24 protein-coding genes are annotated in these 21611 nt (G+C 60.8%); 12 read left to right on the top strand and 12 right to left on the bottom strand.

Translation table 11 applies throughout. From position 1 onward, the window contains the following. From ACR0EZ_RS09015 to parC, 3 genes are all read right to left on the bottom strand, one after another. The coding region (locus ACR0EZ_RS09015) for a GTP-binding protein (protein WP_215675807.1) at positions 1-91 on the bottom strand (91 nt) is incomplete at its 3' end. A gap of 116 nt (positions 92-207) precedes the next feature. Then, positions 208-798, bottom strand: coding sequence for a hypothetical protein (locus ACR0EZ_RS09010; RefSeq protein WP_480612386.1), 591 nt, complete (start codon positions 796-798; stop codon positions 208-210). 98 nt (positions 799-896) lie between these two features. Then, a complete protein-coding gene (gene parC, locus ACR0EZ_RS09005; protein WP_480612384.1) occupies positions 897-3245 on the bottom strand; it encodes a DNA topoisomerase IV subunit A in 2349 nt (782 codons plus the stop codon). A 200-nt stretch (positions 3246-3445) separates the two neighbouring features. On the opposite strand from parC, the gene ACR0EZ_RS09000 reads away from it, so the two are divergent. The 6 genes from ACR0EZ_RS09000 (at position 3446) to ACR0EZ_RS08975 (ending at position 7700) form a co-directional block, all read left to right on the top strand. Beyond that, positions 3446-4075 carry an SH3 domain-containing protein gene (locus ACR0EZ_RS09000; RefSeq protein WP_480612383.1) on the top strand — a complete coding sequence of 210 codons (630 nt, stop codon included), beginning with the start codon at positions 3446-3448 and terminating at the stop codon, positions 4073-4075. A gap of 69 nt (positions 4076-4144) precedes the next feature. Further along, complete coding sequence (locus ACR0EZ_RS08995; RefSeq protein ID WP_480612382.1) at positions 4145-4972, top strand: SDR family NAD(P)-dependent oxidoreductase; 828 nt, start codon at positions 4145-4147, stop codon at positions 4970-4972. A gap of 80 nt (positions 4973-5052) precedes the next feature. Next, on the top strand, positions 5053-5256 hold the full coding sequence (locus tag ACR0EZ_RS08990) for a twin transmembrane helix small protein (RefSeq protein WP_480612380.1): 204 nt from the start codon (positions 5053-5055) through the stop codon (positions 5254-5256). Further along, the gene (locus ACR0EZ_RS08985; RefSeq protein WP_480612379.1) at positions 5257-5829 is read left to right on the top strand and encodes a cob(I)yrinic acid a,c-diamide adenosyltransferase; all 573 of its coding nucleotides are present in this window, start codon (positions 5257-5259) and stop codon (positions 5827-5829) included. Between the two features lie 183 nt (positions 5830-6012). Further along, a complete protein-coding gene (locus ACR0EZ_RS08980; RefSeq protein WP_171096053.1) occupies positions 6013-6771 on the top strand; it encodes an electron transfer flavoprotein subunit beta/FixA family protein in 759 nt (252 codons plus the stop codon). Next, entirely contained in the window at positions 6771-7700 is a 930-nt protein-coding gene (locus tag ACR0EZ_RS08975) for an electron transfer flavoprotein subunit alpha/FixB family protein (protein ID WP_480612377.1), read from the top strand. The genes ACR0EZ_RS08980 and ACR0EZ_RS08975 overlap by 1 nt, the downstream gene beginning before the upstream one ends. Before the next feature lie 61 nt (positions 7701-7761). On the opposite strand, the gene ACR0EZ_RS08970 is transcribed toward ACR0EZ_RS08975, so the two are convergent. Next, a complete protein-coding gene (locus ACR0EZ_RS08970; protein WP_480612376.1) occupies positions 7762-8589 on the bottom strand; it encodes a DUF6473 family protein in 828 nt (275 codons plus the stop codon). A gap of 160 nt (positions 8590-8749) precedes the next feature. On the opposite strand from ACR0EZ_RS08970, the gene ACR0EZ_RS08965 reads away from it, so the two are divergent. Continuing rightward, positions 8750-9625: a 3-hydroxybutyryl-CoA dehydrogenase gene (locus tag ACR0EZ_RS08965; protein WP_480612374.1), complete on the top strand. Its 876-nt coding sequence runs from the start codon at positions 8750-8752 to the stop codon at positions 9623-9625. A 49-nt stretch (positions 9626-9674) separates the two neighbouring features. Here ACR0EZ_RS08965 and ACR0EZ_RS08960 read toward each other — a convergent pair whose 3' ends face one another. The 7 genes from ACR0EZ_RS08960 to ACR0EZ_RS08930 form a co-directional block, all read right to left on the bottom strand. After that, on the bottom strand, positions 9675-10538 hold the full coding sequence (locus ACR0EZ_RS08960; protein WP_480612373.1) for a lysophospholipid acyltransferase family protein: 864 nt from the start codon (positions 10536-10538) through the stop codon (positions 9675-9677). Positions 10539-10613: 75 nt separating this feature from the next. After that, positions 10614-10883: an HPr family phosphocarrier protein gene (locus ACR0EZ_RS08955; RefSeq protein ID WP_480612371.1), complete on the bottom strand. Its 270-nt coding sequence runs from the start codon at positions 10881-10883 to the stop codon at positions 10614-10616. A 1-nt stretch (position 10884) separates the two neighbouring features. Next, positions 10885-11292: a PTS sugar transporter subunit IIA gene (locus tag ACR0EZ_RS08950; protein WP_480612369.1), complete on the bottom strand. Its 408-nt coding sequence runs from the start codon at positions 11290-11292 to the stop codon at positions 10885-10887. Continuing rightward, positions 11289-12170: an RNase adapter RapZ gene (rapZ, locus tag ACR0EZ_RS08945; protein WP_480612367.1), complete on the bottom strand. Its 882-nt coding sequence runs from the start codon at positions 12168-12170 to the stop codon at positions 11289-11291. Before rapZ ends, ACR0EZ_RS08950 begins: the two co-directional genes overlap by 4 nt. Continuing rightward, positions 12167-12637 carry an HPr kinase/phosphorylase gene (locus tag ACR0EZ_RS08940; RefSeq protein WP_480612365.1) on the bottom strand — a complete coding sequence of 157 codons (471 nt, stop codon included), beginning with the start codon at positions 12635-12637 and terminating at the stop codon, positions 12167-12169. The genes rapZ and ACR0EZ_RS08940 overlap by 4 nt, the downstream gene beginning before the upstream one ends. A gap of 4 nt (positions 12638-12641) precedes the next feature. Further along, positions 12642-14333, bottom strand: coding sequence for an ATP-binding protein (locus ACR0EZ_RS08935; protein WP_480612417.1), 1692 nt, complete (start codon positions 14331-14333; stop codon positions 12642-12644). A 59-nt stretch (positions 14334-14392) separates the two neighbouring features. Continuing rightward, positions 14393-15097 carry a response regulator gene (locus ACR0EZ_RS08930; RefSeq protein WP_480612363.1) on the bottom strand — a complete coding sequence of 235 codons (705 nt, stop codon included), beginning with the start codon at positions 15095-15097 and terminating at the stop codon, positions 14393-14395. Positions 15098-15441: 344 nt separating this feature from the next. On the opposite strand from ACR0EZ_RS08930, the gene ACR0EZ_RS08925 reads away from it, so the two are divergent. The 3 genes from ACR0EZ_RS08925 to ACR0EZ_RS08915 all read left to right on the top strand — a co-directional run bounded on the left by ACR0EZ_RS08925 (position 15442) and on the right by ACR0EZ_RS08915 (position 18273). Next, on the top strand, positions 15442-17040 hold the full coding sequence (locus tag ACR0EZ_RS08925) for a phosphoenolpyruvate carboxykinase (RefSeq protein WP_480612362.1): 1599 nt from the start codon (positions 15442-15444) through the stop codon (positions 17038-17040). 366 nt (positions 17041-17406) lie between these two features. Then, positions 17407-17697, top strand: a complete 291-nt coding sequence (locus ACR0EZ_RS08920; RefSeq protein ID WP_480612361.1) for a hypothetical protein — start codon at positions 17407-17409, stop codon at positions 17695-17697. A 33-nt stretch (positions 17698-17730) separates the two neighbouring features. Further along, a complete protein-coding gene (locus tag ACR0EZ_RS08915) occupies positions 17731-18273 on the top strand; it encodes a hypothetical protein (protein ID WP_480612359.1) in 543 nt (180 codons plus the stop codon). Here the strand turns inward: ACR0EZ_RS08915 and ACR0EZ_RS08910 are convergent. Continuing rightward, entirely contained in the window at positions 18270-19034 is a 765-nt protein-coding gene (locus ACR0EZ_RS08910; RefSeq protein WP_480612357.1) for a sulfite exporter TauE/SafE family protein, read from the bottom strand. The genes ACR0EZ_RS08915 and ACR0EZ_RS08910 overlap by 4 nt on opposite strands. Positions 19035-19179: 145 nt before the next feature. Here ACR0EZ_RS08910 and ACR0EZ_RS08905 point away from each other — a divergent pair, with 145 nt between their 5' ends. Continuing rightward, entirely contained in the window at positions 19180-20871 is a 1692-nt protein-coding gene (locus ACR0EZ_RS08905; protein WP_480612356.1) for an acyl-CoA dehydrogenase family protein, read from the top strand. A 174-nt stretch (positions 20872-21045) separates the two neighbouring features. Continuing rightward, positions 21046-21600 carry a hypothetical protein gene (locus ACR0EZ_RS08900; protein WP_480612354.1) on the top strand — a complete coding sequence of 185 codons (555 nt, stop codon included), beginning with the start codon at positions 21046-21048 and terminating at the stop codon, positions 21598-21600. The last annotated feature ends 11 nt before the right edge of the window (positions 21601-21611 follow it).

Here is a 21611-nt window from a genome sequence, read left to right as displayed (position 1 = left end):
CTGCGGTCAGCGTGGTCTTGCCGTGGTCAACGTGGCCAATCGTGCCGATGTTGACGTGCGGTTTTGTACGCTCAAACTTTTCCTTTGCCATTCCTCAGGCGCCCTTTTGCGATTTGGGGGACCCTTGGTCCCGTGGTTACATCTGCGCGCGCGAGATATTTGGTTCAAGGGGGAAAATCAAGCACATCCTGCGGGAAAAGCGGTTTGTCACGCTGGATTTTGCGTGACCTCGACGGAATCCAGCGGCTGGATCAGGTCAGGGCGCCCGTCGAACCACCCATTGTCCTTGTGTTCCTCGGCCAGCCATTCCTCGACCCGGTCGGCGACTTTCAGGGCCAGACCGCTCATCTGTTCTTCTTTCGTGCGGGTATTGCCCGAACCCGTCAGAGCGCTTTCGCCGGTCGTGTCCTCCAGCACCTGAAACTGCTTGCCCTTCGCCAGAAACTCTTTCTTGTTCACGTCATAGACATTGACCAGAACGATGGCGGTGCTTTTCGGATTGTAGATCACCGGAATGCCCGGAGGCGCCAGCATGTAACCTTCGAGGCTGATGCCGATGTCATATTCCTGCGCGCCCTCATAGCGCCCCAAGCGAATATCGACAGCATTCTGGATCGCATCGGTCCATTCGTCCGGCGTGGCATCGCGTGATACCGGCCCCTGAACGGCCTTGTCCGCAAAGGCGTAGTTCACGCGCAGTTTGAATTCGCCCAGGCTTTCGGGCTCTTCATAAACTTGCGTCTGGGTACACGCGCCCATCAGGGCCAGCCCGGTGATCAGTGTCAGAATGCGCAACATGTTATCGTCTCGATAGGCCTGTTTTTCTTTGATCTAGCGCACCGATACGGGTTGTGCCAAGCCGTATCGGCAGAAATTCACTCGGGCGCGGCGCTGGATCACGAGAATTTATAGTCGCGCGGGAAGCCGTAGGGCGGCTTTTTCCCGACGCTGGCGCGTTTGGACAGCCATTGGGACATGTCGGCCTCGTGCCGGGTTTTGTCGCCGCCCATGGACCATTTCAGCCCCTCTTCCCAATTGAAGGTGGTGATGTCGGACAAGCCGCCATCCAGTTCCAGCGTGCCCTGACGCCCGCGCGCCATATTGTACTTTTGCAGGCGAACGCCCTTGCCGCGGGTCATCTCGGGCAGTTCTTCGGTCGGGAAGACGAGGAATTTGCCGTTCTGAGACACCACGGCCACGTGATCGCCCGCAACCGGTTTACAGATCATCGCCGTCTCGCCGCCCTTGACATTCAGAACCTGCTTGCCGTTGCGGGTTTGGGCCAGCACCTCGTCCTCAGGCACCATGAACCCGTTGCCCGCATCCGAGGCCACCAGCAGCTTGCGCCCCGGCTTGTGGATCAGGATGTCGATGATCTGTGCCTCGTTCGGCAGGTCGACCATCAGGCGCAGCGGCTCACCCATGCCGCGCCCGCCGGGCAGGTTGGCGGCGCTGACGGTGTAGAATCGCCCGTTCGAGGCAAAGACCAACAGCCGGTCGGTTGTTTCTGCGTGGAAAATGAAGCGCGGGCCATCACCATCCTTGAACTTCAGTTCGCGTTTCAGGTCGATATGACCGGTCATCGCGCGAATCCAGCCCATCTGAGAGCAGACGACCGTGATCGGTTCTTTGTCGATCATCGCCTCAAGCGGGACTTCTTCGACCTGTCCGGCCTCGGCAAACTGGGTCCGACGTGCGCCGCCTTCGTAATCTTTGCCGAAAGTCTTCTTGGTCTCTTTCAACTGCTCGGCGATTCTGGCCCATTGCAGAGCGGGATCGGCCAAAAGGTCTTCGAGATTGGCGCGCTCCAGCATCAGATCGTCGCGTTCGCGGACCAGTTCCATCTCTTCCAACCGGCGCAGGCTGCGCAGGCGCATGTTGAGGATGGCGTCGACCTGAACCTCGGACAGCTCGCCCTCACCCGGTTTGGGCGTGATGTAGTCGGATTCGTCCGTGGCGCGAACGTGATCAATCCCCCAATCCTCGCGCATCAGCGCGGCTTTGGGGTCGTCGTCATAGCGGATGATGTCGATCACGCGGTCGAGGTTGAGGAAGGCGACGATAAAGCCCTCCAACACCTCCAGCCGATGGTCGATCTTGGCCATGCGATGGCGCGAGCGGCGCAGCAGAACCTCTTGCCGGTGGTCAAGGAAGGCGCGCAGCACTTCCTTCATCGAACAGACCTTGGGCGTCACCCCGTCGATCAGCACGTTCATGTTCAGGCTGAACCGCACCTCGAGGTCCGAGTTGCGGTAGAGCATGCCCATCAGCACCTCGGGGTCCACGTTCTTGGAGCGCGGTTCCAGGATCAGTCGGATGTCATCGGCGGATTCGTCGCGCACGTCAGCGAGGATCGGGATTTTCTTGGTCTGGATCAGCTCGGCGATCTTTTCGATCAGCTTGGATTTCTGAACCTGATAGGGGATCTCGGTGACAACGATCTGCCACTGACCACGACCCAAATCCTCGACCTCGAACTTGCAGCGCAGGCGGAACGAGCCGCGCCCGGTGCGATAGGCCTGCGCGATATTCTCGGGCGGCTCGACGATGACGCCACCGGTCGGGAAATCAGGGCCGGGGACATAGTTCAACAGCGTGTCGTCGCGTGCGTCGGGCGTTTTGATCAGATGCAGACAGGCATCGCACAGTTCGGCAATATTATGCGGTGGAATATTCGTCGCCATCCCCACCGCGATACCGCTTGCCCCGTTGGCCAGCAGGTTCGGAAACTGCGCGGGCAACACGACCGGCTCGGTTAGTGTGCCATCATAGTTGTCGCGGAAATCGACGGCGTCCTCGTTCAGACCTTCCAGCAGCGCTTCCGCCACGATGGTCATCCGCGCCTCGGTGTAACGCGAAGCCGCCGGGTTGTCGCCGTCGATATTGCCGAAATTCCCCTGCCCGTCGACCAGCGGGTAGCGGACGTTGAAGTCCTGCGCCAGACGCGCCATCGCGTCATAGATCGCGGCGTCGCCATGGGGGTGATAGTTGCCCATCACGTCGCCGGAAATCTTTGCGGACTTCCGAAAACCTCCGGTTGCACTGAGTCGCAGCTCTCTCATCGCATAGAGGATTCGCCGGTGCACCGGCTTCAGCCCGTCCCGCGCATCGGGCAGGGCCCGGTGCATGATCGTGGACAAAGCATAGGTCAGGTAGCGCTCACCAATGGCGCGGCGCAGCGGTTCGGCTACCTCGCCCCCGCCTTCGGGGGCCTCCATGTTGGGGTCGTCGATCGTATCGTTCATACATGATGTGATACGACGCACGCGCGCCTTGGTAAAGCAATCGCCGCATATTTTGCTGGGGACAAGTCGCGCTTTTTGCAACAGGGGGAGGCAACCCCCGGATTTCCCCCATTTTTCGACTCGGTCCACAAAATATGCTAGGATTTCATCAATTGAGTTGCTGCCTGTTTTTTGATGTTACGATTGCCGGGGGATGCGCCATGACGCGCCTGATACTAGTTACCTTTGCCGCACTTGGCTGGACTTTCTATGTAATGAGCGGAGGTCCCGATTTCGAACCGCGTGGGTTGCGCGCCGATCAACCAGATCGCGTAGCGGTGGCGCCAAGGCCCGCCCCGAAACCTTTGGTCGAGCCGCCGGTCGAAAAACTTGTGACCCGCGTGGCTTTGCAACCCTCGGATATCGTTCAACCTAAGGCCGATGCCGAACCGGTGTTGGGTGAAGAGGAAACCAAGGCCCTGCTGTCACAGGTCGCCGCAGGGTTGCGGGCCAACCCGTCCCTGTTCGATGACCAGAACGTGACCCTGACGCTGGCATCGCTGGAACAAGGGGTTGCCGGGTTGCAGCAGGTCGTAACGGATGTCGAACCCGAACTGGCGGCAATTCCGACCCCGCCAGAGCCCGAGAAAGACATCCGCGAAATCTCGGGCAACCGGGTGAACATGCGCGATGGCCCCGGCACGATCTATCCCATCATCGGCAAGGCCGTGATCGGCCAGAAAGTCGAAATCCTCAGCGAATCCGGCACCGGCTGGTTGCGCCTGCGCGTGGTACCTACGCAACAGATCGGTTGGATTTCGGCCTCACTCGTCCGGAAATCCAACAACTAGAACCTGCATGTCATTGCTCTGCCGCATTCCTGACCATAGCTATTGGCGCAGGACAAGGTCGGGGATGACATGCAAAAATCAATTCTCATTACAGGCTGTTCATCCGGCATCGGCCTGGACGCCGCACACGGTATGCGTGCACGCGGCTGGCGGGTTTTTGCATCCTGCCGCCAACAGCGGGATTGTGACCGGCTGCGGGCGCAGGGGTTCGAAAGCCCGCGAATCGACTATACCGACGCGGCGACCATCACCGCTGGCCTGGCCGAGGTGATCGAGGCCACGGGCGGCACATTGGACGCGGTCTTCAACAACGGCGCGCACGGTCTGCCCGGCGCGGTCGAGGACCTGCCCACCGACGGCCTGCGCCAGATATTCGAGACCAATTTCTTTGGCTGGCACGAACTGACCCGGCAGGTCATCCCCATCATGCGGGCGCAGGGGCATGGGCGAATCGTCCAGAACTCATCGGTGCTGGGACTGGTGGCAATTCCGTGGCGCGGGGCCTATGTGGCCACGAAATACGCGGTCGAAGGTCTCACCGACACGCTGCGGATGGAACTGCGGGGCACCGACATCAAGGTCATCCTGATCGAACCCGGCCCGGTCACGTCGAAAATCCGCGTGAACTCGATCCCGATGTTCGAACGGTTCATCGACTGGCAGAACTCGGCCCTGCGCGAAAAATACGAGGCCGGTTTGCTGAAGCGGCTCTACGAATCCTCGGGCCCCGACCGGTTCGAATTGCCGGCCTCGGCGGTAACCAGAAAGCTGGCCCATGCGATCGAATCCCGCAGGCCCCGGGCGCGGTACTACGTGACGACCCCCACCTATATCGCCGGATATCTGCGCCGCGTCCTGCCCACCCGCGCGATCGATCGCATTCTGTCTGCGGGCTGAGGAAAAAAACCTGTTCGCTTTTGGCGCGACAAGGGCTAGATCAGGCCAATCGCAACAATAACACTAAAGACGGTGAATTCATGGACCTCTTGATGGTCGTTTTGCTTCTGGCCATGGCGGCCGTGGTCGTTGTTCTGACTTTGGGCATCGCCAATTTCGGCAAGGGCGGCATGGAAGCTGCGAAGAAAAGTAACAAGATGATGCGCCTGCGTATCCTGTTTCAGTTCATTGCCGTCGTGCTGATCGTGCTTTTCGTCTGGCTGCGCGGGCAAGGAGTGCAATAGATGGTCGTCCTGAACAAGATTTACACCCGCACCGGCGATGACGGCAAAACCGCTTTGGGCAATGGTGAGCGTGTAGCCAAGTATTCGGGCCGCGTCACGGCCTATGGTACGGTCGACGAGTTGAACGCCTTTGTCGGCGTCGCCCGCACCGAAGCGGACGGCGGCACCGACGCCGCCCTCGCCCGCATCCAGAACGACCTGTTCGATCTGGGCGCAGACTTCTGCCGCCCCGACATGGAAAAAGATGCCGAGGCCGACTATCCGCCCCTGCGCATCGCGCCCGCTCAGATCGACCGGCTCGAGGCCGAGATCGACGCGATGAACGCCGATCTGGAGCCGCTGCGCAGTTTCATCCTGCCGGGCGGCTCGCGTTTGGCGGCCCATCTGCATGTCTGCAGAACGGTCTCGCGCCGGGCCGAGCGGCTGGCCGTTGAACTGACCAATATGGAACCGGTGAACGCGGTGGCAGTGAAATACCTCAACCGTCTCAGCGACTGGTTCTTTGTTGCGGCCCGTTGCGCCAATAACGGCGGCAAGGATGATGTTTTGTGGATTCCCGGCGCCAACCGCTAGGCGCCCGTTCCCCACACCCCGGCCCTGCGCTTCCGCGCGCCGAAAAAAGCGCAAAACGCGACGTCCCAAATGCATGACGTGACGATTTTGCTCTGTCGCAGGTGGGGCTGAGACGCTATGCAGTCCCCCGAGAGCATTGGTGGGCCTCGCGGCTTACCATTTTTTGTGAGGAGCAAGCGCAAAATGAAGGTACTCGTGCCTGTCAAACGCGTGATTGACTATAACGTGAAGGTCCGTGTTAAGGCGGACGGGAGCGGAGTTGATCTCGCCAATGTCAAAATGTCGATGAACCCGTTCGACGAAATTGCTGTTGAAGAAGCGATTCGCCTGAAGGAAGCGGGCAAGGCGGATGAAGTCGTTGCCGTTTCGATCGGCGTCAAGCAGGCGCAGGAGACGCTGCGCACGGCGCTGGCGATGGGTGCGGACCGTGCCATTCTGGTGGTTGCGGCGGATGACGTGCACACCGATATCGAGCCTCTGGCGGTGGCCAAGATCCTCGCCAAAGTGGTCGAGGAAGAGCAGCCGGGCATCGTTCTGGCGGGCAAGCAGGCGATTGACAACGACATGAACGCCACCGGCCAGATGCTGTCGGCCCTGCTGGGCTGGTCGCAGGGCACCTTTGCCTCGGAACTGGACATCGAAGGCGACAGCGCGAAGATCACTCGTGAAGTTGACGGCGGGTTGCAGACCATCAGCGTCAAGATGCCGACCATCGTGACGGTCGATTTGCGCCTGAACGAGCCGCGCTATGCCTCGCTGCCCAACATCATGAAGGCGAAGAAAAAGCCGCTGGATGAAAAAACCGCCGCCGATTACGGCGTCGATGTCACACCGCGTCTGGAAATCGTCAAGACCGACGAGCCGCCGGCGCGCGCCGCCGGTATCGTTGTGGGCTCGGTCGACGAGCTGGTCGAGAAACTCAAAGAAGCGGGGGCTGTGTAATGGCTGTACTTCTGCTTGCCGAAGTCAACAATGGTGAGTTGTCGCTGGACGCCACCGCCAAGGCTGTCAACGCTGCGAAAGCTCTGGGTGACGTGACCGTTCTGGCCGCGGGCGGCTCTGCCGCTGCCGCCGGTGAGGCTGCCGCCAAGATCGACGGTGTGGCACGCGTTCTGGTCGCCGAGGATGCCTCGCTGGGGCACCGCCTGGCGGAATCGACCGCGGCGCTGATCGTGTCGCTGGCCGATGGCTACGAACATATCGTGGCACCGGCAACCACCGACGCCAAGAACGTGATGCCGCGCGTGGCCGCGCTGCTGGACGTGATGGTGATCTCGGATGCGTCGGGCGTGGTGGATGGCTCGACGTTTGAACGCCCGATCTATGCGGGCAACGCGATCCAGACCGTGAAATCGAGCGACGCCAAGAAGGTCGTCACCCTGCGGACCGCCAGCTTCGATGCGGCGGGCGAAGGCGGCTCGGCCCCGGTCGAAACCATCTCGGTTCCGGGCTCCGAAGGCCTGTCGGAATGGGTCGAGGACAAGGTGGCGGAAAGCGACCGTCCGGAACTGACCTCGGCTGGCGCGGTTGTCTCGGGCGGCCGTGGGGTTGGCTCGGAAGAGGACTTCAAGCTGATCGAAACGCTGGCCGACAAACTGGGTGCCGCCGTTGGCGCCTCGCGTGCAGCAGTCGATTCGGGCTATGCGCCGAACGACTGGCAAGTGGGTCAGACCGGCAAGGTTGTCGCCCCTGATCTGTATGTCGCGGTCGGCATCTCGGGCGCGATCCAGCACCTTGCGGGCATGAAGGACTCGAAGGTCATCGTGGCGATCAACAAGGACGAAGAGGCACCGATCTTCCAGGTCGCCGATTTCGGCCTCGTCGCCGACCTGTTCCAGGCAGTGCCGGAACTGACCGAGAAACTCGGCTGATCACAGCCATAGATTTTTCTGCGGAAAATCCTGGAACGGCCCGCCAATTGGCGGGCCTTTTTCAATTCAGATCGCTGATCGCAGAATATAGCGCATCCGCGATCCGGCGATGCGAGGCCGGTCCGATCATATGTTCGGCCATGGGCTGCTGCAGGGTTCCGAACAGCAAGTCCTCAATCTCGTCCGAGTCGCCGGACATCTGGACGCTGAGTTCAACGATACCGGCGCAAAGCGGTCTCAGCCGCTCGACCATATCGGCGCCGACAAAAACCGGATCACAGCCAAGCGGGCCGCCATGTTCAGCCGCAATCTCACCTTCCACGCGCAGCCACAGCAGAATGACCGGCGGCTCGATCTGTTGCAGCAGGGTGCCCATCGTCCGGGTCCATTTCTGGCGCAACTCCTGTGCCACGACCTCGTACCGCGCATCGGAACATGCGTGCAGCCGCCCCAGCAGGTGGCGGACGAAATGCACATCCGTGACGTCCAGGTCCGGATACAAGGTGACCAGGTCCTCGGTCGGGGCGAGGAACCGGTCGTTGCGGCGCGGATGGACTTTGTAAAATCGATTCGACTGCCCCAGCGCGCCCGGCACCTGCATCACACAAAGCTCGGCCGCATTGGCCAGTTTCAGCAGGTCGGCATCCTGCGACAGCGCCTCCAACCCGCAGAACAGGCTTCCGAAATTGACGCATTTGCGATCCAGACGCTGTTCCAGAGAGGCCGCAAATGGCGTGTCGACAAAACGCCCAAACGTTTCATCCCCGCCCAGACAGGCCATATAGGACCCGTCCAACGATCGCTTCGGCCCGCGAAACTGCAGCTTCGATGCCCCGTATTGGCACACGTGGTCTTCGGGCAATCCCGCGCCCGTTTGATGATAGCTCATGACACTCACCCATTTTTCACCCGGCTGCCATCCTGCCGCCTTGGGTCTTGAGAAAATGCTAATGTGCGCATTTGAAGCAAATCTGAGCCAACCGAGTCCCTTGCCGCCCGCCCCGAACTGCCGGTAATGTCGCGGCAACCTTAGAACAAAGGCACTGAACATGGATGTAAAATCGGTCGGAGTGATTGGCGCGGGCCAGATGGGCAACGGCATTGCCCATGTATTGGCGCTGGCGGATTATGATGTGCTGTTGAACGATGTCAGCCAGGACGCGCTGGACCGCGCCGTGACCACGATTGAAGGCAATCTGGCGCGTCAGGTGTCGCGGGGGAAGGTCTCGGAGGAGGCCATGCAGGGGGCGCTGAAGCGGATCACCACGACGCTGGACCTGCCGCAGCTAGGGCAGACCGATCTGGTGATCGAAGCGGCGACCGAGCGCGAGACGATCAAGCAGGCGATCTTTGAGGACCTGCAGCCGCATCTTCTGCCGCATACGATCTTGACCTCGAACACATCCTCGATCTCGATCACCCGACTGGCCAGCCGGACGGACCGGCCCGAGCGGTTCATGGGTTTTCACTTCATGAACCCGGTACCGGTGATGCAACTGGTGGAACTGATTCGCGGCATCGCGACCGATGAAGAGACGTTCAGCACCTGCAAGTCCGTGGTGGACCGGCTTGGCAAGACCGCCGCCAGCGCCGAGGATTTTCCCGCCTTCATTGTGAACCGCATCCTGATGCCGATGATCAACGAGGCGGTCTATACGCTGTATGAAGGTGTGGGCAATGTTCAGTCCATCGACCAGTCGATGAAGCTGGGTGCCAATCACCCGATGGGGCCGCTGGAACTGGCGGATTTCATCGGGCTGGATACCTGTCTGGCGATCATGAACGTGCTGCATGACGGGTTGGCGGACACCAAGTATCGCCCCTGCCCGCTGCTGACCAAATATGTCGAGGCCGGATGGCTGGGCCGCAAGACCGAGCGCGGGTTTTACGATTATCGCGAAGAGGTTCCGGTTCCGACACGGTAAAGGGGCCAGCGCCCTCGCCCGGAGTATTTTGGACAGATAACGTTTCGGATCAGGCGTCGGGTGTCTGGCCCAGTTCCATCGTGCGTTTTCTGAGCCAGGCCATGAAGCCGCGCGGGTCGCGTTCCAGCAATTGCATGTCTTCGTCCGAAACCGGATTGCCGATCACCGGGGATTGCGGTTTGTTGCAGGAGCGGACGATCTCGTGCAGCAGCAGGCCCTGCCGCAGGATCGCGGACAGTTTGTTGGCGATCTGGTAGGCGCGAGAGTTGCGGCCCGGGAAGAAGATCGGCACCACCTGAGCGCCCGAACGGCGGATCATCTTGGCGGTAAAGACGTTCCATTCGCGTTCGATGGCCGGGCCGAACCAGTCATCCGACGACATCACCACTCCGGACGGGAACAGGGCCACGACGCCGCCGTTTTTCAGATGCTCCATCGCCTTGCCACGCATTTCCAGCATTTTGGCCTGCGCCTCGGGGTCGTGCGGGAAGGGGACGGGGATCATGAACGAGGTCGCGGCCTCGTCCAGCCCGGTCAGGACCGAGCGGGTCAGAATGCGGTAGTCGCTACGCACCCGTCCGATCAGTTCGGCCAGGATCATACCGTCGACCATGCCATGCGGATGGTTTGCGACGACAACAACCGGGCCTTTCTTGGGAATGCGGTCCATCTGGTCCTGCGGGGTGGTCAGGTCGATCCCCATGATATCCAGCGCGCCGCGCCAGAATCTCTGGCCCCGGTAGTATTCGTTCTTTTTCTCGAACTTGTTGACCATCCGCAAAATGGTCAGCTTGCCGGTGCACCATTCGATGGCGCGGATGGCCGTTGCGGTCCAGGCGTCGTCGAACGAGTTCGCATAGGTCAGGGTTCTACGGTCGTAGATTTCGCCCTCATCCGCGGTCCCATCCACCATCGGGCCTGTCTTGGTTTCGTGCGTCGTTTCCGCCAATTCCTGGTCTTCCCGTTCTTCCTGTCCCGGCGGGGCGGTTCAGAACCCCTCTCCGAACTTGTCGTTCACAAGAGCTTCCAGGGCTTCTGCCAATGCCTCAGCATCCGGCCCGGACGTCTCGACGTCAATAGTGGTTCCGCGCGAGGCTGCCAACATCAAAAGACCCATGATACTGTCGCCCGAGGCAGAAAGTCCGTCTTTGGACACCTCGGCGCGGGCATCAAAGCCTTCGACCAGTTCCACAAGCTTGGCCGAGGCGCGGGCGTGCAGACCTTTTTCGTTAATGATTTTCAGGCTTCGGCAGGTCATTTCAGTCAATCCGGTCTTCGTCCAATGTCACATTTTGCGCATTGATGTACTTCCGTCCAGCCTCCATCGCGCGGCGCACCGCATCGGCAACCGGCAGGTGGCGGCTTTTGGCCAATTTGATCAGCATCGGAAGATTTGCGCCATAAAGGATGCGCCGATCCTGCGGCGCGCAGGCCCGCAGGCTGAGATTCGACGGGCTGCCGCCAAACAGGTCGGTCACGATGACAACGCCGTCGCCCACGTCAACCTCATCGGCGGCGCGGCAGATTTCGGCCTGTTTTTCGTCGCGGTTGTGGTCGGCCTCGATCGCGATGGCCTTCAGGCCGGGCTGCGGTCCGACCACATGCTGCATGGCGGACAGGTACTCCTGAGCCAACCCCCCATGCGCTACGATCACTATCCCGATCAATCCGGCCTCACATTCAACGCGCGTCGTTCCATTTCGCGGTGCCTAATTGCCACCTGCTGCCCCCTTTCTGCAAGGGCTTTCGCAACCGCTTCGGCCATGGCGACGGATCGGTGCTGCCCGCCCGTGCAGCCGAACGCCACGGACAGGTGGGCTTTGCCTTCGGCGCGAAAGGCCGGCAGCAAGAGGGTCAGCATATCCACGACACGGTCGAAAAACGGTGCGTAGTTCGTATCGGACTGTACATAGTGCGCCACATCCGGGTTTCGACCATCTGCCGCCCGCAATTCGGGGCGCCAATAGGGGTTGGCCAGAAACCGGCAGTCAAACACCATGTCCAGACCCCGCGGCAGGCCGCGCTTGTACGAGAAGGATTCGATCGACACCGCCAGATGCCGACCGTCCTTGGGGGCGAACCAGTGTTCAACCTCTTCGCGCAACTGGTGCACGTTCAATGCGCTGGTGTCGATCAGGGTGTCGGCAATCTCGCGGATCGGGGCCAGCAGCTCTTTTTCCTGCCGCACGCCGGTTTCCGGGCTGGAATCGCGCGCCACCGGGTGCCGCCTGCGCGTTTCCGAGAATCGCCGCAACAGCACATCGTCACTGCAATCCAGATACAGGACTGTCAGATCGACCTGCGCCATCCGGCCCAGCTTGGCCGCCAGTTCGATAAACCCGATGGTCGAGAAATCCCGGTTGCGGGCGTCGATGCCAAGGGCCATCGGGCGGTCGCTGTCGGCCCCGTCCAAAAGTCGGGACAACAGCCCCATCGGCAGATTGTCGATGGCTTCGAACCCCAGATCCTCGAGCACGTGGATCGCCGTGGACCGGCCCGCGCCCGAGGGGCCCGTCACCAGTACGATGCGCCGTTGCGAAGTCATGTCCCGGGCCAATCCGTGGTCACGCGTCCCATCCTGAGAAGTTGGATCAAAGCTTCCGCCAAATTGGGCAGGTCGGCCCCGCGAAGCAAGGGAACAGATTGCCTCAGCACCTGCGTGGTTTCGGGTTCCGGCAGGCGGGCGTTTTCGGTTTGGTCCAGATCGATGACATAGGCCAGCGGCGCGGGGCCACAAGGCGTGGCCCGCAACAGGCCGATACCGCGCGCCTCGATCAGGCCCGAGATGTGCGGAACGGCACCGGCCATGACCTGATCCTTGTCCATGTGCAGATTGACACGGTCATCGGCGACCAGCCCCGCCCCCAGCGCCATCATGCGCAGACCAAGGCCGGATTTGCCCGACCCCGAGGTACCGACGATCAGAAGCCCCTTGCCATCGACGGCAACGCAAGTTGCATGAACACAGGCGCTGTCCTGATTTGAAGCATCTGACAGGGCCGCTATGGTCATGGTGTCAGACCGGCAGCCCCACGACAAAACGCGCGCCCAGCGGGTCCGAGGTGATGTCGGCCTCGGTCGGGCGGATGTTCTCGGCCCAGATCACGCCGCCATGGGCCTCGACAATCTGTTTCGAAATGGCCAGACCCAGGCCCGAATTGTTCCCGAAATGCTCGGCAGGGCGTTGCGAATAGAAGCGTTTGAACACTTTGGTCAGCGATTCTTCGGGGATGCCGGGGCCGGTATCTTCGACCACTACCAGCACGCGGTTGTCGCGCTTGCGGACCCAGACCCGGATCGCATCGCTTTCTTCGCAGAAGGAAATCGCGTTGGTGATGAGGTTGACAAAGACCTGCGCCAAACGGGCTTCCAACCCGTTAACCACGATGGGATCGGTCGGCAAGTCGGTGATGTAGTCGATGCCTTTCGACCGCGCATCCTCTCCCAGAAACTGCCCGATATTGCCCAGCAGTTTCAGCAGGTCAAAGGGCTGTTCTTCCTCTTTGACCAGTTCCGCATCCAGACGCGAGGCGTTCGAGATGTCGCTGACCAGACGGTCCAGCCGTTTCACGTCATGCTCGATCACGCCCAGCAGTTTTTCGCGCTGATCGTCGCGCTTGACCATGCGCAGTGTGCCGACCGCCGATTGCAGGCTGGCCAGCGGGTTCTTGATCTCATGCGCCACGTCGGCGGCGAATTGTTCGTTTGCGTCGATCCGGTTGTAAAGCGCCGTCACCATCCCGCGCAGGGCCTGGCTAAGGCGTCCGATCTCATCCGGGCGGGCGCTCAGGTCGGGGATGCGGATACGGCCGGGATTGACGCCGGTGCCACGGTCCTTGCCCATTTCGGCAGCAGCGGCCAGATCGGCTAGCGGATTGGCGATGGTCGAGGCCAGCACAAGGCTAAGCCCGATGGACACCAGCAGGGCCACCACGAACATCTGCAGCACACGTTCCTGTTCGCGCCGGGCCAGCGCGTCAATTTCACCGGCAGGCCCGGTAATCGCAACCGCACCGGCGGGGATGCCCTCGTACAGGATCGGCGCGGCGGCCACGATCACGGTATCGCCCGCATCATCGGAAACCGCCTGCACCTGATTCTGGCCCTGCAGCGCGGTCGGAACGATGGTCTGAACCCGCTGCGCGAGGGTGGGCGCCTCAACTTCCGACGACCAGTTGAAGATACGCGACAGGCCGGTCCAGACCGCGTTCAGCGTGTCACTGATCACCGTGCTTCCGGTCTGCAAATCCGCATCCGAGCGCAACAGCACCGGCAGTTCCGACTGCGGAGACGCCCCTCGGGTCCAGCCGATCAGGGTGCCGCTGGAATCGTAGACGAACACCTCGCCGCCTTCGGGCAGGCTCAGGCCCGCCAACGTGTCCTTGACGTCCAGATCAGCAGCGTTGCGGGGATTTTGCGCGCTGCCCTGCCGCAACTGCGTCTCGAAAACGTTGCTGACCAGCTGCGCGTCGCCCATCAGGTTGCGCGCGGTCTGCTGAACCTGTTCCTTGCGGGTGTCGTTCAGGTAAAGCAACCCGGTCACGAGAATGACCAGCGCGATCAGGTTGAAAGTGATGATCTTGCGCGCCAGCGGCGAGCCGCGCAGGGAAAACAGGTTCCGCCTGGATCGCTTCTGCTGCAGCTCTACCGACTCGGGGTCCTGCGGGATAACCCAGTCATCCCCCAGAACGACGTCACCGTCGCGCATTTCGTCGGATCGTTCAGTGTCGCGCACGGAACCCCATTACCTCTTGTAGACGGCCACGCCTATTCTTCGTTGTATCTGTACCCGATCCCGTACAGGGTTTCGATGGCCGAAAACTCTGGGTCTGCTGCGCGCATCTTCTTGCGCAGGCGTTTGATGTGGCTGTCGATCGTGCGGTCGTCCACATAGACCTGATCGTCATAGGCCACATCCATCAGCTGGTCGCGGCTTTTGACAAAGCCCGGACGCTGGGCCAGCGCCTGCAGCAACAGGAACTCGGTCACGGTCAAGGACACATCGGCCCCCTTCCAGCTGACCGCGTGGCGCAGCGGGTCCATCCGCAATTCACCCCGTTCCATCACCTTGGTGTCGCCGGTATTGGCGGCAGCGGCATCGCCGCTTGTGGCCTCTTGCCGGCGCAGCAGCGCGCGGATGCGTTCCACCAGCAAACGTTGCGAGAAAGGCTTTTTTACATAGTCATCCGCGCCCATGCGCAGGCCCAGAACCTCGTCGATCTCGTCATCTTTCGAGGTCAGGAAAATAACTGGCATCTGCGTCTTCTGGCGCAGCCGCTGCAGCAAATCCATGCCGTCCATACGCGGCATCTTGATATCCAGCACGGCCATATCCGGAAGCTTCTTGTTGAACGCGTCCAGAGCGGCCTGCCCGTCATTGTAAGTTTCGACCTCGAAACCTTCGGCTTCAAGCGTCATGGACACGGACGTCAGTATGTTTCTGTCGTCGTCCACCAGTGCAATCTTCGACATCGGGTTCACCCCTATTCCTGCTCACTCACGCAATAATACGCTTTTTTGTAAGACATTGTTGGCGGTTTTGATCTACCGAATCAATCCGTAACCACGAATCGTGCCATTCTTGCGGCAGGTATGCGGCAAAATTGCCTTGCCCTGCCCGAATTGTTGCCCTGAATAGAGGCAGGCAATTCGTGATGGCGCTAAACCTGTGCTTGGTTGCGCTAACTCGCCGAACCCGCCTGTTCATGCCCCAAAATACCATGATAAGAGGCGCTTGACCGCCGGACTAATTCCGGCATCTGCCCCAAAGGCGCATCCGGCCCAGAGCCCTCGCGCCGCCACAGGAGAAGACACACATGACATCTGGACGGGTTAACCCGCAATTCCGCCTCGAGGATCAGGGCATCGAGGGTCTGGGACATGTCTATTACAACTTCATGGAACCGGCGCTGATCGAAGAGGCGCTGAAGCGCGGCGAAGGCACCCTTGGCAATGGCGGTGCGTTTCTGGTCACGACCGGCAAGTTCACCGGCCGCTCGCCCAAGGACAAGCATGTCGTCAAGACCGACAGCGTCGCCGACACCATCTGGTGGGAAAACAATGCCGAGATGACCCCGGATGGCTTTGACGCGCTGTACCAGGACATGCTGGCCCATATGAAGGGCCGCGACTATTTCGTGCAGGACCTCGTCGGCGGGGCCGATCCCAGCTTTTCGATCAACGTGCGCATGGTCACCGAACTGGCCTGGCACAACCTGTTCATCCGCCATCTGCTGCGCCGCCCGGATCGTGAGGATCTGGACGATTTCACCGCAGATTTCACTGTCATCAACTGCCCCAGCTTCCAGGCCGACCCGGCCAAACACGGCTGCCGGTCCGAGACTGTGATTGCGCTTAACTTTGACCGCAAGATGATCCTGATCGGCGGTACCGAATATGCCGGTGAGAACAAGAAATCCGTCTTTACCCTGCTGAACTACATGCTGCCGGAAAAAGGCGTGATGCCGATGCACTGCTCGGCCAACCACGCCGTTGGCAACCCGGTCGATACGGCTGTGTTCTTCGGCCTGTCGGGCACCGGCAAGACCACCCTGTCCGCCGATCCGGCGCGGGTTCTGATCGGCGACGACGAACATGGCTGGTCGGACCGCGGCACCTTCAACTTCGAGGGCGGCTGCTATGCCAAGACGATCAACCTGAACGCCGAGGCCGAACCCGAGATCTACGCCACGACCAGCAAGTTCGGCACCGTGATCGAGAACATGGTGTTCGACCCCGAGACCAAAGAGCTGGATTTCAACGATGACTCGCTGACTGTGAACATGCGCTGTGCCTATCCGCTGGAATATATCTCGAACGCATCGAAATCGGCACTGGGCGGGCACCCGAAGAACATCATCATGCTGACCTGCGATGCCTTCGGTGTTCTGCCTCCGATCGCGCGGCTGACGCCTGCGCAGGCGATGTATCACTTCCTGTCGGGCTTCACGTCGAAGGTTGCAGGCACCGAGCGTGGCGTGACCGAACCGCAGCCCACATTCTCGACCTGCTTCGGCGCGCCCTTCATGCCGCGCCGCCCCGAGGCCTATGGCAACCTGCTGCGCGACAAGATCGCCCAGCACGGCGCCACCTGCTGGCTGGTCAACACCGGCTGGACCGGCGGTGCTTATGGCGTGGGCAGCCGGATGCCGATCAAGGCCACCCGTGCCCTGCTGACCGCTGCCCTGGAAGGTTCGCTGGCTGACGCCGAATTCCGCAAGGATGCGAATTTCGGCTTTGACGTGCCCGTCTCGGTGCCCGGCGTTCCCGAGGTTCTGCTGGACCCGCGCCGCACCTGGGACGATCAGGCCGCGTTCGACAAGCAGGCCGAGAAGCTGGTGCAGATGTTTGCCGAGAATTTCGAGCAATACGTCCCGTTCATCGATGAGGATATCAAAGCCGTCGCAATCGGCTGATCCGGATCAAGGGGCGTTCGCGCCCCTTCTTCTTTCCGGGCACCTGTGTGCCCTTTGATCACCTTAGAGTTGCGAAATTAACGGATTAGTTACGAATGCATTGCCCGTCGCTAAAACATCGGGTAAATCTGCTGCCTATTAGACTGAATAAGCCCGGCGCTGACGCACCGGGCCGAAATTGAAAATACCTATGGGCGGCTCATGCAAACACACTCACGTTGGCGATTTGAGCAACCTAATCAGACGTGTAGTCTATAAGTATGGGGATATGTGTCAATATGGGACTTGCTGAAAAATATCTTGTTCAGCCTGTTTCGACTCGTGGTGAATTTGCGGGCTTTGGCGCAGGCAACAACAGGTAAATCAATGACAGAAATCTCGAAACTCACCGAGCTGCGCAAGCTGATGCAGAGCATGGAACAGACCCTTGGGCTGGAAAAGCTCTCTCCGGTTGAACGCGATATCTACTACGCGGCCGAAGAACTTTCCAAAGCCGATCAAGAGGTCCGCACCTTCGGTCTGATCGAACACACGCTGGTCAAAAGCGTGTCGCGCCCGACCTTTTTCCGCGCCCTGAAGTCGCTGGTCGAAAAAGGCTACTTGTCGCAAAGCGGTACGGCCAACCGGGGACGGTATATCGTTCATGCCCCCAGATGACGCCCCGAACCTGCGTTTCGGTGACTGACCACCGTGCGCAACTGGGCTTCTGACACCGTATACGCCTCACTGGCTTACGTTCTGGCGTGGTTCCTCTCGTTCGAGGTGCTGATGCCGTTGCAGAACGTGTTCTTTCCTGAATATCCCAGCCGGGCCAGCCTGTTGTTCCTGCCGCATGGCGTGCGGGTTCTGTCGGCGTGGCTGATGGGGTGGCGGGCCATACCCGCCCTGCTGCCCGGCGTGTTTTTCGTCTTTTGGTATGTCGGCGGGTCGGACGTCTTTCTGCCCAGCCGCCTGCTGGCCATCACGATTGCTGTCACCACCGTTCCTGCCGTGTTCTACCTGCTCAAATGGGCGGGATGGGACCTGTTTCCACGGGCCGACCGCAAACCCTGCTGGAGCTGCATCATGGGCGTCGGGGTGATCACCTCATTCCTGGTGTCCATGCTGACCAATCTGGCCTTTGGCAGTGCAACCGCCGAATACATCGCCTATCTGATCGGCGATATCTCGGGCCTGTTCTTCCTGATGCTGGGCCTCTATTTCGCCTTCCGTTTCGCCGAGAACGGGCGTTAACCCACAAGCCCGCGCCGCAGCAGGTTCAGACCGGCCACAAGCAACACCCAAAGCGTCGCCTTGCGAAAACTCGCCTGATCGATCCGGTTCTGCAGACGCACGCCAATCCACATCCCGGCCAAGGCGGGCAGTATCAGCGCGGCGGACAGCGGAACCGTATCGGCACGCAGAATCCCCGACCCCAGATGCGCTATCACAAGGGCCACCGCACCCAGCCCGTAAATGACGCCCTGAATGCGGATCTGTTCCAGTTTCGGCGTGTTCAGCGCCGTCAGATAGGCAACGGTCGGCGGCCCCCAAACGCCGGACATGCCGCCCACCAGCCCGGCAACCGACCCGACCAACGCCTCGATCCGCGCCGAAGGGTGATGGATCACCAGACGCACGCCCAACACCTGTATCAGCGCAAAGAACGTGACCGGAATGCCGATCATCAGCAGGAAGGCCGATGGCGGCAGGATGCTGACGAACTGCGCCCCCGCCAGCAGAAAGATCAGCCCCACGATCAGAAACACCCGGAACCTGCGGATCGATTGCACCGCCGCGCCTGTCCCTTCGCGCAGGGCCTGCACCCCGTTGGTGACAAGCGTGGGCAGGATCAGCCCGGCCAGCGCCAGATTGGGCGGCATGATCATGCTGAGACCCGAGACCAGGATCATGGGCATCGCGAAACCGACCATGCCTTTGACGCAGCCCGCCACAAAGGCGATCAGGATGGCCAGCGCAAATTCCAGTGGCGTGAGTGCGGAAAAAAATGTCATGACCTCTCAATATCATCCACCGGGCGCTCTGCACCTGCAAAATGAACAGCGCAACTTTCGAACTTTTTTATGCCTCCACAGGTATTTTTGTTGCGCTGCATGTGCAGCATGGTATGACCGTACGACCGACAAAAGGATGCGATTCATGGCCCACGACGGACAGGATATGACCGAGATGACGACAGCAGCAGTTTTGCCCGACCTTCTTGCCCTGACCCGGGCCGCAGTGCCAGCAGTCAAGACCGTGTTCGAGCGCGCCCGCGAGTCCGTGCGCGGCATGGTGACGGCAGATGGCCGCATCTCGGGCGCTCTGATCGAGGCCAACCAGACCGCCGCCCACGGGCTGGCGTGGCTGGCCACCTATCACCAGTCACTCACCCAGATGCAACGCTGGGCCGAGGCGCTGGAGGCCGAAGGCAAGTTCGGCGAGGTCGAGCAGCTTTTGCACCAGATCGCCTTTGGTGAATACCTGCATCAGGTCGCAGGCGGCATCCCGATGAATCAGGGTGAAGTCGTGCGCCTGCAGGATTTGGGGCTGGGATGGGATGCGCTGTCGGGCTTCCAGTGCAGCGAAGTGCAGACCCTAATGGCGCAGGCCAATTCGCAGGCCGCGCGCACGCGTCTGGTCGAATTGATGCAGGATCAGGCCGGTTCGACCATGTTCGGGGCCTCGGGTCTGGACGAAGAGCTTGAGATGATCCGCGAGCAATTCCGCCGCTATGCGCAGGAAAAGGTCGAACCGAATGCGCATGACTGGCACCTGAAGGACGAGTTGATCCCGATCGAGATCATCGAGGAACTGGCCGAGATGGGCGTTTTTGGCCTGACCATCCCCGAAGAATTCGGCGGGTTCGGGCTGTCCAAAGCCTCGATGTGCGTCGTGTCCGAGGAACTGTCGCGCGGCTATATCGGTGTCGGCTCGTTGGGCACACGGTCCGAAATCGCCGCCGAGTTGATCATCGCCGGCGGCACGGATGAGCAAAAAGCGCAGTGGCTGCCCAAAATCGCCAGCGCCGAGATTCTGCCCACCGCCGTTTTCACCGAACCCAACACCGGCTCCGACCTCGGCAGCTTGCGCACCCGCGCGGTCAAAAATGCCGAGGGCGATTATGAGGTCACCGGAAACAAAACATGGATCACTCACGCGGCACGCACCCATGTGATGACCCTGCTGGCCCGTACCAACCCGGACACCACGGACCATCGTGGCCTGTCCATGTTTCTGGCCGAGAAAACACCGGGCACGGACGAAAACCCCTTCCCCACCTCCGGCATGACCGGTGGCGAGATCGAGGTTCTGGGCTATCGCGGCATGAAGGAATACGAACTGGGCTTTGACGGCTTCAAGGTCAAGGGCGAGAACCTGCTGGGCGGTGAAGAAGGTAAAGGCTTTAAACAGCTAATGGAGACCTTCGAATCCGCCCGCATCCAGACCGCCGCCCGCGCCATCGGCGTGGCGCAAAGCGCGCTGGATATTGCCATGCAATACGCGCAGGACCGCAAGCAGTTCGGCAAGTCGCTGATCAACTTCCCCCGCGTCTCGGGCAAACTGGCAATGATGGCGGTCGAGATCATGATCGCCCGCCAGCTGACCTATTTCAGCGCGTGGGAGAAAGATCACGGCCAGCGCTGCGATCTTGAGGCCGGGATGGCCAAGCTGCTGGGCGCGCGCGTGGCCTGGGCGGCAGCGGATAACGGTCTGCAAATCCACGGCGGCAACGGCTTTGCACTGGAATACAAGATCAGCCGCGTTCTGTGTGACGCGCGCATTCTGAACATTTTCGAAGGGGCCGCCGAAATTCAGGCACAGGTCATCGCACGGCGTCTGCTTGGGTGACCGAATTAGGCACTCCTGTTTCCCCGACTGACCCGGCCTTTGTGCCGGGTCTTTTTCTGTGCCAGCGGGTCGACCACCCTGCCCTGATCCGTCGATGCAGCAACTTCCCCTATGATCCGGGCCGGAACACAGGTAGAGCGTCCTGCGAGACAACACCCCTGACCGAGCAGTTATATGACGAGACGACTTCTGGCACTTTGGGCAATCCTCGCCGCCCTGGCACTTGGCGGCTGTGCTACAGCGCCGGCGACCGCCACCCAAAGCGATATTGACGAGCTGGCGCAAGCCATCCGAAGCCTCGGCCCCGATGTCGATCCGGCCGAGGCGCAAGAGGCCGCCGTCATCGCCTATATCCATTCTCAGCGACTGAAGCAGGAATGGAACGTCACCGACGCGGCCATCATCCACAACGCCAAGATCGCCAACGGGTTTCGCGAAAAGGGCCTGTGCAACGACTGGGCCGAGGCCATGACCGGGCGTCTACGGCAAGAGCAGTTCAAAACGCTGGACCTGCATTGGATCACCTCTCCGCCGACGCAGTTCCGGATCATCCATCACTCGGCGCTGATCAGCGCCAAAGGTGACCCGATGGACAAGGGCATCATCCTCGATCCCTGGCGCAACAGCGGCGCGCTGTTCTGGACCCCGGTGGTCGAGGACACACGCTATAACTGGCGGCCCCGCCTGGAGGTGCGCGAGGAATTGCTGAGCGGCGCGAACCCGTATTGAAGGATACTCCC

It is taken from the genome of Ruegeria sp. AK4 (genome assembly GCF_056541025.1).
This window is presented reverse-complemented; position numbering and strand designations above follow the sequence as displayed.